Origin of the sequence: Citrobacter sp. Ce006 (assembly GCF_030336535.1) — a bacterium.
GTDB lineage: Bacteria > Pseudomonadota > Gammaproteobacteria > Enterobacterales > Enterobacteriaceae > Citrobacter > Citrobacter europaeus.
This window is the reverse complement of record NZ_JAOWDO010000072.1, coordinates 620,662-634,189: the sequence shown is the minus strand read 5'-3', so window position 1 is coordinate 634,189 and position 13,528 is coordinate 620,662. Positions and strand designations below refer to the sequence as shown.

The window sequence follows — 13,528 nt, the reverse complement described above, 5'->3', positions numbered from 1 at the left end:
GGCTCCCGTCTCGGTGTACCATTCCAGCAGACGAAATTCTCAACCTTAATCTGGAAAAAACTATGACCGCACGCGTGATTGCCCTGGATTTAGACGGTACCCTGTTGACCCCGAAAAAAACCTTGCTGCCATCCTCTCTGGAAGCGCTCTCGCGCGCCAGAGAAGCAGGCTACCAACTTATCATTGTCACAGGTCGCCATCACGTTGCTATTCATCCTTTTTATCAGGCACTGGCGCTGGATACACCTGCAATTTGCTGTAACGGCACCTACTTGTATGATTATCAGGCAAAAAAGGTACTGGATTCCGATCCTCTTCCGGTAGACCAGGCATTACAGCTGATCGAAATGCTGGATGAACATCAGATCCACGGGCTGATGTATGTCGATGAGGCCATGCTGTATGAGCGCCCGACCGGGCATGTAGTACGTACCGCTAACTGGGCGCAAACTCTGCCGCCGGAACAGCGCCCAACCTTCACCCAGGTGCCTTCGCTGGCACAGGCCGCACATGACGTTAACGCCGTCTGGAAATTTGCGCTGACCGACGAAGATATTCCGAAACTGCAGCAGTTTGGTCAGTACGTCGAGCAACAGTTGGGGCTGGAGTGTGAATGGTCCTGGCACGATCAGGTCGACATTGCCCGTAAAGGCAACAGCAAAGGACGACGCCTGACCCAATGGATTGAAGCACAGGGCGGATCAATGGAAAACGTGATTGCCTTTGGTGATAACTTCAACGATATCAGCATGCTGGAAGCCGCAGGCACTGGCGTGGCGATGGGCAATGCGGATGACGCGGTAAAAGCCCGCGCCAACATCGTGATTGGTGACAACACCACCGACAGCATCGCGAAATTTATTTACTCGCACCTGCTGTAATCAGGCGGTAATCGACACGCTCTTAATTTGCGCGTACAGCCACAGGCCAGGTTTGATACCCAGTTCATCCCTGGCCCATGGGCTAATCCTCGCCCACAGCGTCCTGCCGCCCACTTCAAGCTGAACTTCCACCTGGCCGTTATCGTCATAGCACTGCGCGACTTTCGCCCGGAGAACGTTACGAATACTGGTCTGCTGCGGCGGTTGGAGCACCAGTGAAACATCAGATGCCTGAATACGAATACGCAGCGCGGTTTGCAGCGGTTGATCCAGCTTATTGACCCACAAATGCTGATCGCCAAGCGCCAACGCGGTCATCGCGTAGTGTGGATGATGTTCCAGCACGCTGACTTTCAGAATGCTGCTTTGCTGTTCCTTAGGCAGCCAGGGGTGCATCACGCTGCTGCCCCAGACATCTTCCAGCGAACCAAACGCTTTGACCTGCCCGTTTTCCAGTACCATCACTTTGTCCGCCAGGTGCAAGATTTCATCGAGCGAGTGGCTGACGTACAGCATCGGAATATTGATTTCTCGCGCCAGGCGTTGCAGATAAGGCAGCAGTTCGCGCTTACGCGGAATATCCAGCGAGGCTAACGGCTCATCAAGCAGCAACAGTTCCGGCGCGGTAAGCAACGCCCGGCCGATCGCGACGCGCTGCTTTTCGCCACCAGAAAGACCGCCGGGCAGACGGTCAAGCAGCGGCTCAATGCCCAACAGCGCCACCAGCTTGTCAAACTGTCCGGCCATGCTTTTCGCCATTCCATAACGCAGGTTACCGCGTACTTTATAATGCGGGAACAGGCGCGCATCCTGGAAAACATAGCCCACCCGGCGTTTTTCAGGCGTTAAACAGACACCGTTCTCGACGTCGTTTAAGACCCGACCGTTGAGCACGATACGCCCGGACTGCGGCTGGGTCAGACCGCTGATGGCGTTAATCAGTGAGGTTTTTCCCGCGCCGGAAACACCGAAAATAGCGGTGATCCCGCTGGCTGGCAGCGTTTCGTTGAGCGTCAGGCAATGCGTTCCCAGCGTCTGAGAGAAATTAAGTTCCAGCATGGTTATCGCCCCGTCCGTTCACGGCTAATACGCGCCAGCCATTCAGAGATCAGCAGTGAAATCAGCGCTAACACAATAGAAATAATACATAACCTTGCCGCCGCGCTTTCGCCGCCGGGGGTCTGGATCAAGGTATACATCGCCGAAGGGATAGTGCGGGTTTCGCCAGGAATATTGGAGACAAAGGTAATTGTTGCGCCGAATTCCCCGAGGGAACGCGCAAACGCCAGCACCGTACCGACAATAATGCCGGGTAGCATCAGCGGTAGCGTAATGGTCATGAATACGCGCCAGCGTCCGGCTCCCAGCGTGCGGGCCGCCTGCTCCAGTTTGACGTCAACACCTTCCAACGCCAGACGAATAGCCCTTACCATCAGAGGGAAAGACATCACCGCTGCGGCCAGCACCGCACCGCGCCAGCTAAAGGCAAAGGTGATGCCAAACCAGTCGTACAGCCATTCGCCAATGAATCCGCGCCGCCCCATAGCAATCAACAACAGATAGCCCACCACCACCGGCGGCAGAACCAGCGGCAAATGCAGAACGCTGTCGAGCAGTGCTTTGCCCGGGAACTTGCATCGCACAAGCAGCCAGGCAAAGAAGATCCCAAACGGCAGGCTAAACAAGACGGCCAGGGAAGAAACTTTCAGGCTCAGTATGACGGCCTGCCATTCAGGATCGGTCAGTATCATTACTTGGTCGTAAATCCATAACGTTTAAAGATTTCAGCAGCCTGCGGTCCTTTCAGGTAATCATAGAACGCGCTAACCGTTGCGTTTTTGTGCCCATCAACAATCGCGATAGGGTATTCCACTTTTTTGTGCGAATCTTCCGGGAAAGTCGCAACGACTTTTACGCCTTTGCTGGCGACGGCATCGGAACCATAGACGATACCCAGCGGCGCTTCGTTACGCTCTACCAGCGCCAGCGCACCGCGCACATCTTCAGCAGGTGCCAGTTTCGGGGCCAGGGTATCCCATGCACCCAGTTTTTGCAGCGCTTCTTTGGCATAAATGCCCGCCGGAACATGTTCCGGATCGCCAACGGCCAGACGTCCACCGTTCAACAGGCTGGTCCAGTTGGTTTTGCTGTCAATAGTGAAGTCTTTCTGTGCACTGGCTTTCGGCGCGACCACCACCAGGCTGTTACCTAACAGCGTTGCACGCGTTGCGGTATCAATCGACTTTTTGTCTACCGCGTAATCCATCCATTTCTGATCGGCAGAAATAAACAGATCGGCCGGTGCGCCTGCTTCAATCTGACGCGCCAGTGTGGATGAAGAGGCAAAAGAGGAGACAACATCAACGTTCTTCTCTTTTTTGTATTGCGTCGCAATGTCCTGCATCGCGTTGGTCAGTGAAGCCGCGGCAAACACCGTAATTTTGCCTTCATCCGCCAGCGCATGCCCGGCAACGGTAAGAGAAAGTGTTGCCCCTGCAAACAAGCGTAACCATGTACGTGCCATCTGTAACTCCTTTGCGTTTCGTTATGTAGGCGCAAATATAACGAGTAAATCAGGATTTTCCCAGAGGTTATTGATACCAATTAGAGGTTAGACAAAGAAAATATCGGCAGGGAAAGCAGGATCTTGAGAAACTGTAGTCAGCGAAAACGGGTTGGCAGGCGAAAAATATAAACGCCCGACTGAGCGGGCGTTTGGGGAATCAATGATTCTGTCTGGACTGGTCTTTCTGACCGATACCGGAGAAAATGTTGAACACTTCACCCAGTCCGTAAATCAGACCCAGAATGATGGCCATTACCACAGGTACCATGATTACGGCGAATACCAGACTTTTCAATAACTCTAACATGGTCAACTCCAGATATAGTCCTTAGCTGTATTCTAACCACATAACGCAGAAAAGCACTCCCCTTTTGTGCGGTCGGCTTTGCTCAGGCGCGGTTTTCCGTCACAATACCCTTTTTTGCCAGGAGCTTGTGATGCAGGCCGAAATCCTTCTTACGCTGAAACTTCAGCAAAAACTGTTTGCCGATCCCCGTCGCATTTCTCTGCTTAAGCACATTGCGCTTTCCGGCTCCATCAGTCAGGGCGCGAAGGATGCAGGTATTAGCTACAAGAGCGCCTGGGATGCGATTAATGAAATGAACCAGCTCAGCGAGCAGACGCTGGTTGAGCGCGCAACAGGCGGCAAAGGCGGCGGTGGCGCGGTGTTAACACGCTACGGCCAACGCTTAATCCAGCTGTACGATTTACTGGCGCAAATCCAACAAAAAGCCTTTGATGTTTTGAGCGATGACGATGCGCTGCCGCTCAATAGCCTGCTGGCGGCTATCTCTCGTTTTTCACTGCAAACCAGCGCCCGTAACCAGTGGTTTGGCACAATAACCGCCCGCGACCACGATCAGGTTCAACAGCATGTCGACGTGCTGTTGGCCGATGGCGAAACGCGCCTGAAAGTCGCGATCACTGCGCAAAGCGGCGAGCGTCTGGGCCTGGAGGAAGGCAAAGAAGTGTTGATTCTGCTGAAAGCACCATGGGTAGGAATTACTCAGGACGACGCCATTGCCCAGGCCGCCGATAACCAGTTGCAGGGTACGATCAGCCATATAGAACGCGGAGCGGAACAGTGTGAAGTGCTGATGACGTTACCAGACGGCCAGACGCTGTGCGCCACTGTCCCGGCCCAGGACGCCACAACGCTGCAAGAAGGCGCTAACGTCACCGCATGGTTTAATGCTGACCGGGTGATTATCGCCACACTGTGCTGAGTTAATTGACATCAGCCTGAAGAACACGTATCCCTGTTATTAATCGCTGCAAATAATGGGATACAAAATGTCATCGTTGCAAATTTCGCAAGGCATGTTTCGTCTTAGCGACACAAAAATGCTCCAGATAGATGCGTTGACGTTAAACGCGGGTGATAGCTGGGCGTTTGTTGGTTCTAACGGTAGCGGGAAATCCGCGCTGGCCCGCGCGCTGGCGGGAGAGTTGCCGCTCCTGAAAGGCGAGCGCCACTGTCAGTTCGCGCGTATTACCCGACTCTCTTTTGAGCAACTCCAAAAGCTGGTCAGCGACGAATGGCAGCGAAACAACACCGACCTTCTTAGCCCCGGCGAAGACGACACCGGGCGCACCACCACAGAAATCATTCAGGATGAGGTCAACGATCCCGCCCGCTGCGCTGCGCTGGCGCAGCAGTTTGGCATTTCAGCTCTGCTTAACAGACGTTTCAAATACCTTTCGACCGGTGAAACACGCAAAACCCTGCTCTGCCAGGCGTTAATGTCCTCGCCAGATTTACTGATCCTGGATGAACCCTTTGACGGGCTGGACGTGGCGTCCCGTCGGCAGTTAGCAGAACTGCTCGCTGAACTGCACCAGGCCGGTTTAACGCTGGTGATGGTGCTTAATCGTTTTGATGAAATTCCCGAATTCGTGCAGTTTGCTGGCGTACTTGCCGATTGCACGCTGACGGACACCGGCGCAAAAACCGACCTTCTGCAACAAGCATTAATCGCTCAGCTTGCCCATAGCGAGCGGCTGGAAGGCATTCAGTTACCCGAGCCGGATGAGCCTTCGGTGCGGCGCACATTGTCAGAAAACGAGCCGCGAATTGTGCTTAACGATGGCACCGTCTCGTATAACGATCGCCCTATCCTTCATCATCTGAGCTGGCGGGTAAATCCGCGGGAACACTGGCAAATTGTCGGCCCCAACGGTGCGGGAAAATCAACCTTGCTCAGTTTAATCACCGGCGATCATCCCCAGGGTTACAGCAACGACCTGACCCTGTTTGGCCGCCGTCGGGGCAGCGGTGAAACTATCTGGGATATCAAAAAACACATCGGTTACGTCAGCAGCAGCCTGCATCTGGATTACCGGGTAAGTACGACGGTACGCAACGTTATTCTCTCTGGTTATTTTGATTCAATCGGCATTTATCAGGCCGTCTCCGACAGGCAGCACAAGCTGGTACAGCAGTGGCTGGAAATCCTGGGCATCGATAAGCGTACCGCGGATGCGCCGTTTCATAGTCTTTCCTGGGGACAGCAGCGGCTGGCATTGATTGTTCGCGCATTAGTTAAACATCCTACGTTGTTGATTCTTGATGAGCCTTTGCAAGGATTAGATCCTCTCAATCGCCAACTGATTCGTCGGTTTGTGGATGTGCTAATCGGTGAAGGTGAAACTCAACTGCTGTTCGTCTCTCATCATGCCGAAGATGCCCCAGCCTGTATTACCCATCGACTGGAGTTTGTCCCCGAGGGCGATATCTACACCTATCGACAAACCTCTCTGCGTTAATTTTCATACCAGGGCGTTGAATACGCCCTTTTTCTGGCCTTTTTTTCAGACAAACGCTGAGAAAACAATCTAACGTAATGATTTAAAATATAATAACCACTACGTACACCTGAAAATGCCAGTGTGTAAACGATTCCACTATTTTATTCCATGTCACACTTTTCGCATCTTTGTTATGCTATGGTTATTGCATACCATAGGCTTAACGGAGCGAATTATGAGAGTATTGGTTACAGGTGGTAGCGGTTACATTGGAAGCCACACTTGCGTGCAGTTGCTGAAAAACGGTCACGAAGTAGTGATTCTGGATAATCTCTGCAACAGCAAGCGTAGCGTTCTGCCCGTCATCGAGCGTTTAGGCGGCAAGCATCCAACTTTCGTGGAAGGAGATATCCGCAACGAGGCGCTGATAACCGAAATTCTGCACGATCATGCCATTGACACGGTCATCCACTTTGCTGGTTTAAAAGCCGTGGGAGAATCCGTTGCCAAGCCGCTGGAGTATTATGACAACAACGTCAACGGCACTCTGCGTCTGGTGAATGCAATGCGCGCCGCCAACGTGAAAAACTTCATTTTCAGCTCCTCCGCGACCGTCTATGGCGATCAACCGAAAATTCCTTATGTTGAAAGCTTCCCCACCGGCACGCCGCAAAGTCCGTACGGCAAAAGTAAGCTGATGGTGGAACAGATCCTCACCGACCTGCAAAAAGCACAGCCCGACTGGAGCATCGCCTTGCTGCGCTACTTTAACCCAGTTGGCGCTCATCCGTCGGGAGATATGGGGGAAGATCCGCAAGGTATTCCAAACAACCTGATGCCATACATCGCACAGGTTGCCGTAGGTCGCCGCGAATCACTTGCCATATTTGGCAACGACTACCCCACTGAAGATGGCACCGGCGTTCGCGACTACATCCACGTGATGGATCTCGCCGACGGCCACGTTGCCGCCATGGAAAAGCTGGCTGGCAGACAGGGTGTACATATTTACAACCTTGGGGCAGGCATCGGCAGCAGCGTGCTGGACGTGGTCAACGCCTTCAGCAAAGCCTGCGGTAAACCCATTAATTACCATTTCGCTCCGCGCCGTGATGGCGATCTTCCGGCCTACTGGGCTGATGCCAGCAAAGCCGATCGCGAGCTCAACTGGCGCGTGACCCGCACTCTGGATGAAATGGCACAAGACACCTGGCACTGGCAGTCACGCCACCCACAAGGATATTCGGATTAAGGACCAATCATGACGCAATTCAATCCTGTCGATCATCCACATCGTCGTTTTAACCCACTCACCGGGCAGTGGATCCTCGTATCACCGCATCGCGCCAAACGCCCCTGGCAAGGGGCGCAGGAAACCCCGTCTAAGCAGGTACTGCCTGCGCATGACCCGGACTGCTTCCTGTGCGCTGGTAATACGCGCGTTACCGGTGACAAAAACCCGGATTACACCGGGACCTATGTCTTCACCAATGACTTTGCGGCGCTGATGTCCGATACCCCGGACGCGCCGGACAGTCACGATCCGTTGATGCGCTGCCAGAGCGCGCGCGGTACCAGCCGCGTGATTTGCTTCTCACCCGATCACAGCAAAACGCTGCCGGAACTCAGCGTCCCTGCGCTGACAGAAATCGTAAAAACGTGGCAGGAGCAGACTGAAGACTTAGGCAAAACCTATCCCTGGGTGCAGGTCTTTGAGAATAAAGGCGCAGCGATGGGGTGCTCGAACCCGCACCCACACGGACAAATTTGGGCCAACAGCTTTTTGCCTAACGAAGCCGAACGTGAAGATCGCCTGCAGAAAGCGTACTTCGCCGAACAAGGCGCGCCGATGCTCGTTGATTACGTCCAGCGTGAACTGGCGGACGGCAGCCGTACGGTCGTTGAAACCGAGCACTGGCTGGCAGTTGTACCTTACTGGGCCGCGTGGCCGTTCGAAACGCTGCTGCTGCCGAAAGCGCACGTGCTGCGTATTACTGATTTGACCGATGAACAGCGTACAGACCTGGCGCTGGCGTTGAAAAAACTGACCAGTCGTTACGATAACCTGTTCCAGTGCTCATTCCCCTATTCTATGGGCTGGCACGGCGCACCGTTTAACGGTGAAGAAAACGAACACTGGCAGTTGCACGCTCACTTTTACCCGCCGCTGCTGCGTTCTGCGACCGTGCGTAAATTTATGGTCGGTTATGAAATGCTGGCGGAGACCCAGCGTGACCTGACGGCAGAACAAGCGGCTGAGCGACTGCGTGCAGTCAGCGACATCCATTTTCGCGAATCCGGAGTTTAAATAATGAGTCTGAAAGAAAAAACACAATCTCTGTTTGCAGAAACGTTTGGCTACCCTGCCACCCATATTATTCAGGCGCCGGGTCGCGTAAACCTGATCGGCGAACATACCGATTATAACGACGGCTTCGTTCTGCCCTGCGCCATCGACTATCAGACCGCCATCAGCTGTGCGGCGCGTGACGATCGAAAAGTCCGCGTAGTCGCCGCTGATTACGACAATCAGATTGATGAGTTCTCTCTCGATGCGCCGATTATCGCCCATGACACCCAGCAGTGGTCAAACTACGTGCGTGGCGTGGTGAAACATCTACAAAAGCGCAATAATGCTTTTGGCGGTGCGGATCTGGTGATTAGCGGTAACGTCCCGCAGGGTGCGGGTTTAAGCTCTTCCGCCTCGCTGGAAGTCGCTGTTGGTACGGTATTCCAGCAGCTCTATCATCTGCCGCTCGACGGCGCGCAGATTGCCCTGAATGGTCAGGAAGCTGAAAACCAGTTTGTCGGTTGTAACTGCGGCATTATGGATCAGTTGATCTCTGCGCTTGGCAAGAAAGATCATGCGTTGCTGATCGACTGTCGTACGCTGGGCACCAAAGCCGTTTCGATGCCTGAGGGTGTCACGGTGGTAATCATCAACAGCAACTTTAAACGCACATTGGTCGGCAGCGAATACAACACTCGTCGCGAACAGTGTGAAACCGGCGCGCGTTTCTTCCAGCAACCAGCGCTGCGTGATGTCAGCCTTGAAGCGTTTAATGCCGTCGCCCACGAGCTGGATCCGATTGTCGCCAAACGCGTCCGCCACGTGATCACAGAAAATGCGCGTACCGTTGAAGCCGCGCAAGCGCTGGAAAAAGGCGACCTGCTGCGTATGGGCCAACTGATGGCGGAATCTCACGCCTCAATGCGCGATGACTTTGAAATTACCGTGCCGCAAATTGATACTCTGGTAGAGATTGTCAAAGCGACCATTGGCGATAAAGGCGGTGTACGTATGACTGGTGGCGGCTTCGGCGGCTGCATCGTGGCGCTGATCCCACAAGATTTGGTACCTGCCGTTCAGCAGGCCGTCGCGGAACAATACGAAGCGAAAACCGGTATCAAAGAAACATTCTACGTCTGCAAACCTTCTCAAGGAGCCGGACAATGTTAAACGAAATCCCTGTGCAGGCTCCGGACGGTCAGCCGTTTCGCCTGCTCACCCTGCGCAATGACGCAGGGATGGTGGTCACGCTCATGGACTGGGGCGCAACCCTGCTCTCTGCGCGTATTCCGCTTAGCGATGGTAGCGTGCGCGAAGCCATACTCGGGTGCGCCAGCCCGGAACAATACCCGGAACAGGCTGCATTTTTGGGGGCCTCGATTGGTCGCTACGCTAACCGTATCGCCAACAGTCGTTATACCTTTGCCGGCGAAACCGTCGAATTAATACCAAGTCAGGGCGACAACCAACTGCACGGCGGGCCGGATGGTTTCGACAAACGCCGCTGGCAGATAGTCAATCAGAATGACCGTCAGGTACTGTTCGCCTTAACGTCTGACGATGGCGATCAGGGCTTCCCGGGCCATCTATGCGCTACCGCGCAGTATCGCCTGACTGACGATAATCGTATTTCGATAACCTACCGCGCCACGGTCGATAAGCCCTGCCCGGTCAATCTGACAAATCACGTCTACTTTAATCTCGACGGCGATAAAACGGATGTGCGCCAGCATAAGTTGCAAATTCTGGCGGACGAGTACTTACCGGTGGACGAAATGGGCATCCCGCATGATGGACTGAAATCCGTCGCCGGTAGCACTTTCGATTTCCGCACGCCTAAAATCATCAGCAGTGAATTTCTGGCCGATGACGATCAGCGCAAGGTGAAAGGTTACGATCATGCCTTCCTGCTTCAGGCTCAGGGTAATGCACGTACACCGGTCGCTCAGCTATGGTCACAGGATGAAAAACTGCAAATGGTGGTCTACACCTCGGCCCCGGCATTGCAGTTTTACTCCGGCAACTTCCTCGGCGGTACGCCATCTCGTGGGCCAGACGCCTACGAAGACTGGCAAGGTCTGGCGCTGGAAAGTGAGTTTCTGCCTGACAGCCCGAACCATCCAGAGTGGCCGCAACCGGACTGCTTCCTGCGTCCGGGGGACGAGTATGCCAGCGTAACGGAATATCAGTTTATTCCCGTTTGAACCTTCCCCGTCACAGGCCCGATGACGTAACGTATCGGGCCTGTTGCTTGTTTATCACAACAGACCCGCTCAAATCCCCACCACTCAAAGACAAAATCGCAACCTTGAATTCACAAGAACCTTACACTGTGGCGCTATTTTCGCTATGGTTATGCGTAAGCATTGCCGCTGACGAATTACGGCAATATAATGAGAATTATTATCATTCAATATGATTTATAGGAGTGAGTGTATGGCTGTAACTAAGCTGGTTCTGGTACGTCACGGTGAAAGTCAGTGGAACAACGAGAACCGTTTTACCGGTTGGTATGACGTTGATCTGTCCGAGAAAGGTGTAGGCGAAGCAAAAGCGGCAGGTAAACTGCTGAAAGAGGAAGGCTACAGCTTCGATTTTGCTTATACCTCTGTGCTGAAACGTGCCATCCACACCCTGTGGAACGTACTGGACGAACTGGATCAGGCGTGGCTGCCGGTTGAGAAATCCTGGAAACTGAATGAACGTCATTACGGCGCGCTGCAGGGTCTGAACAAAGCGGAAACCGCAGAAAAATACGGTGATGAGCAGGTTAAGCAATGGCGTCGCGGCTTTGCGGTTACCCCGCCAGAACTGACCAAAGACGACGAGCGTTATCCGGGTCACGATCCGCGTTATGCGAAGCTGACCGACAAAGAGTTACCGGTTACCGAAAGCCTGGCGCTGACCATCGATCGCGTTATCCCTTACTGGAATGAAACCATTCTGCCGCGCATGAAAAGCGGTGAGCGTGTGATTATTGCCGCTCACGGCAACTCTCTGCGTGCGCTGGTGAAATATCTGGATAACATGGGCGAAGATGAGATCCTTGAACTGAACATCCCGACCGGCGTACCGCTGGTGTATGAGTTCGACGAAAACTTCAAGCCGATCAAACACTACTATCTGGGTAACGCTGACGAGATCGCAGCAAAAGCCGCCGCCGTGGCGAACCAGGGTAAAGCGAAGTAATTTCTTCGCAGAATACAAAAAGCGCGGATTATCCGCGCTTTTTTTTGCCTATGAGAGAGGCATTAAAACTTAACCGCGGCGCGCTTTTACCGCATCCGCCAGTTGGCGCAACACCGCATCGGTGTCTTCCCAGCCAATGCAGGCGTCGGTGATGCTCTTACCGTAGGTCAGCGGTTCGCCGCTATCCGGGTTCTGGTTGCCTTCTACCAGATGGCTTTCAATCATCACGCCAATAATCGCTTTTTCGCCACCGGCGACTTGCCCACAAACATCTTTCGCAACATCCATCTGCTTTTTGAACTGCTTGCTGGAGTTGGCATGGCTAAAGTCGATCATCACTTGCGCTGAGAGTCCTGCCTTGATCAGACCTTCTTTCACCTCGGCAACATGCTGAGCGCTGTAGTTCGGCTCTTTGCCGCCGCGCAGAATGATATGGCAATCGCCATTGCCACTGGTATTCACGATCGCCGAATGACCCCATTTGGTCACCGACAGGAAGCAGTGTGGCGCTCCTGCGGCGTTGATTGCATCAATCGCCACTTTGATGGTGCCATCGGTACCGTTTTTGAAACCAACCGGGCAAGACAGACCAGATGCCAGTTCACGGTGCACCTGAGATTCAGTAGTTCGTGCCCCAATCGCGCCCCAGCTCATCAGGTCGGCGAGATATTGCGGGGTTATCATATCGAGGAATTCACCCGCAGCCGGCAATCCGCTGTCGTTGATATCCAGCAGCAGTTTACGCGCAATGCGCAGCCCATCGTTGATCTGGAAGCTGTTGTCCATGTGCGGATCGTTGATAAGCCCTTTCCAGCCAACGGTAGTACGTGGCTTTTCAAAATAGACGCGCATGACAATTTCAAGCTCGCCTTTTAACTCTTCGCGCAGCGCCAGCAGGCGAGCGGCATACTCTTTGGCAGCGGCCGGATCATGAATTGAACACGGTCCAATCACCACAAGCAGGCGATCGTCGCTTCCTTTCAGAATTTTATGAATCGCCTTACGGGCATGAGCCACCGTATTTGCGGCATTTTCAGTAGCGGGGAATTTTTCCAGCAGTGCGACTGGCGGTAATAACTCGTTGATCTCTTTGATGCGTAAATCGTCGTTCTGATAATTCATGATTATTCCAGCGTTGCCATACTTATATAAATGAATGCAATCCCTCCAATCTATATCTTCAGTCATAAAGTGTAAACGGGGTTTTACACTTTGGACGGATTAATCCTGGAATTGGCCAAAAAAACGCAATAAAGTAGCGAAAAACGAGATCCAATCTACAATTTATAACTGTAACAGCTTTAATTTTCATAATTTTCAAGATTCTATGCTGGTTTTAATTTCAACAGCAAAACTATTAACCACATATTGATGATGTATCTGCCACATGCACTGTTGGAAGACGTTATCCGACATATCGACCTTAACAGGAGCATATTATGCATATGACAAAGCTCGCTTCACTCTTTCTTACCGCTACACTCAGCCTCGCCAGCGGCGCGGCGCTGGCTGCGGACACCAACGCTCAGTCCAATAACGGCCAGGCAAATTCCTCGGCTGACGCCGGACAAGTCGCCCCTGACGCCCGCGAAAACGTAGCGCCAAATAATGTCGACAACAGTAACGTGAATTCAGGTGGCACAATGCTTCACCCGGACGGTTCGTCAATGAACCATGAGGGGATGACCAAAGACGAGGTGCACAAAAATACCATGTGTAAAGACGGCCGCTGCCCCGATGTGAATAAGAAGGTTGAGACCGGAAACGGCATCAATAATGATGTTGATACCAAAACTGACGGCACCACCCAGTAACGCTGAAAATAAAGCTAATAACGGGAGAGCAATAGCTCTC

The 13,528-nt window shown here is 53.1% G+C and carries 14 protein-coding genes; 9 read left to right on the top strand and 5 right to left on the bottom strand.

What is annotated here, in order from left to right; all coding sequences use genetic code 11:
* Positions 1 to 62: 62 nt before the first annotated feature.
* On the top strand, positions 63 to 881 hold the full coding sequence (locus OGV94_RS17345) for a pyridoxal phosphatase (RefSeq protein ID WP_043015658.1): 819 nt from the start codon (positions 63 to 65) through the stop codon (positions 879 to 881).
* On the opposite strand, the gene modC is transcribed toward OGV94_RS17345, so the two are convergent.
* The 4 genes from modC to OGV94_RS17325 all read right to left on the bottom strand — a co-directional run bounded on the left by modC (position 882) and on the right by OGV94_RS17325 (position 3,754).
* A complete protein-coding gene (gene modC / locus OGV94_RS17340) occupies positions 882 to 1,940 on the bottom strand; it encodes a molybdenum ABC transporter ATP-binding protein ModC (protein ID WP_043015657.1) in 1,059 nt (352 codons plus the stop codon).
* Between the two features lie 2 nt (positions 1,941 to 1,942).
* Complete coding sequence (gene modB, locus OGV94_RS17335) at positions 1,943 to 2,632, bottom strand: molybdate ABC transporter permease subunit (protein WP_032942750.1); 690 nt, start codon at positions 2,630 to 2,632, stop codon at positions 1,943 to 1,945.
* Entirely contained in the window at positions 2,632 to 3,405 is a 774-nt protein-coding gene (gene modA, locus OGV94_RS17330; protein ID WP_032942749.1) for a molybdate ABC transporter substrate-binding protein, read from the bottom strand. The genes modB and modA overlap by 1 nt, the downstream gene beginning before the upstream one ends.
* Before the next feature lie 199 nt (positions 3,406 to 3,604).
* A complete protein-coding gene (locus OGV94_RS17325; RefSeq protein ID WP_003023026.1) occupies positions 3,605 to 3,754 on the bottom strand; it encodes an AcrZ family multidrug efflux pump-associated protein in 150 nt (49 codons plus the stop codon).
* A gap of 130 nt (positions 3,755 to 3,884) precedes the next feature.
* Between OGV94_RS17325 and modE the strand changes: the two genes are divergently transcribed.
* The 7 genes from modE to gpmA all read left to right on the top strand — a co-directional run bounded on the left by modE (position 3,885) and on the right by gpmA (position 11,674).
* A complete protein-coding gene (gene modE / locus OGV94_RS17320; RefSeq protein ID WP_043015656.1) occupies positions 3,885 to 4,673 on the top strand; it encodes a molybdenum-dependent transcriptional regulator in 789 nt (262 codons plus the stop codon).
* Positions 4,674 to 4,740: 67 nt separating this feature from the next.
* The gene (modF, locus tag OGV94_RS17315; protein WP_172862839.1) at positions 4,741 to 6,213 is read left to right on the top strand and encodes a molybdate ABC transporter ATP-binding protein ModF; all 1,473 of its coding nucleotides are present in this window, start codon (positions 4,741 to 4,743) and stop codon (positions 6,211 to 6,213) included.
* A 217-nt stretch (positions 6,214 to 6,430) separates the two neighbouring features.
* Positions 6,431 to 7,447, top strand: coding sequence for a UDP-glucose 4-epimerase GalE (gene galE, locus OGV94_RS17310; protein WP_087052996.1), 1,017 nt, complete (start codon positions 6,431 to 6,433; stop codon positions 7,445 to 7,447).
* 9 nt (positions 7,448 to 7,456) lie between these two features.
* On the top strand, positions 7,457 to 8,503 hold the full coding sequence (gene galT, locus OGV94_RS17305; protein ID WP_047412540.1) for a galactose-1-phosphate uridylyltransferase: 1,047 nt from the start codon (positions 7,457 to 7,459) through the stop codon (positions 8,501 to 8,503).
* Between the two features lie 3 nt (positions 8,504 to 8,506).
* Entirely contained in the window at positions 8,507 to 9,655 is a 1,149-nt protein-coding gene (galK, locus tag OGV94_RS17300; RefSeq protein ID WP_286523859.1) for a galactokinase, read from the top strand.
* Positions 9,649 to 10,689 carry a galactose-1-epimerase gene (galM, locus tag OGV94_RS17295; RefSeq protein WP_080625534.1) on the top strand — a complete coding sequence of 347 codons (1,041 nt, stop codon included), beginning with the start codon at positions 9,649 to 9,651 and terminating at the stop codon, positions 10,687 to 10,689. Before galK ends, galM begins: the two co-directional genes overlap by 7 nt.
* 232 nt (positions 10,690 to 10,921) lie before the next feature.
* Positions 10,922 to 11,674 (top strand): 2,3-diphosphoglycerate-dependent phosphoglycerate mutase, encoded by a 753-nt coding sequence (gpmA, locus tag OGV94_RS17290; RefSeq protein ID WP_003022999.1) that lies wholly within the window; start codon positions 10,922 to 10,924, stop codon positions 11,672 to 11,674.
* A 69-nt stretch (positions 11,675 to 11,743) separates the two neighbouring features.
* Here the strand turns inward: gpmA and aroG are convergent, their stop codons facing one another.
* On the bottom strand, positions 11,744 to 12,796 hold the full coding sequence (gene aroG / locus OGV94_RS17285) for a 3-deoxy-7-phosphoheptulonate synthase AroG (protein ID WP_047412543.1): 1,053 nt from the start codon (positions 12,794 to 12,796) through the stop codon (positions 11,744 to 11,746).
* A 317-nt stretch (positions 12,797 to 13,113) separates the two neighbouring features.
* On the opposite strand from aroG, the gene OGV94_RS17280 reads away from it, so the two are divergent.
* Positions 13,114 to 13,488: a YbgS-like family protein gene (locus OGV94_RS17280; protein ID WP_043015649.1), complete on the top strand. Its 375-nt coding sequence runs from the start codon at positions 13,114 to 13,116 to the stop codon at positions 13,486 to 13,488.
* Positions 13,489 to 13,528: the final 40 nt, after the last annotated feature.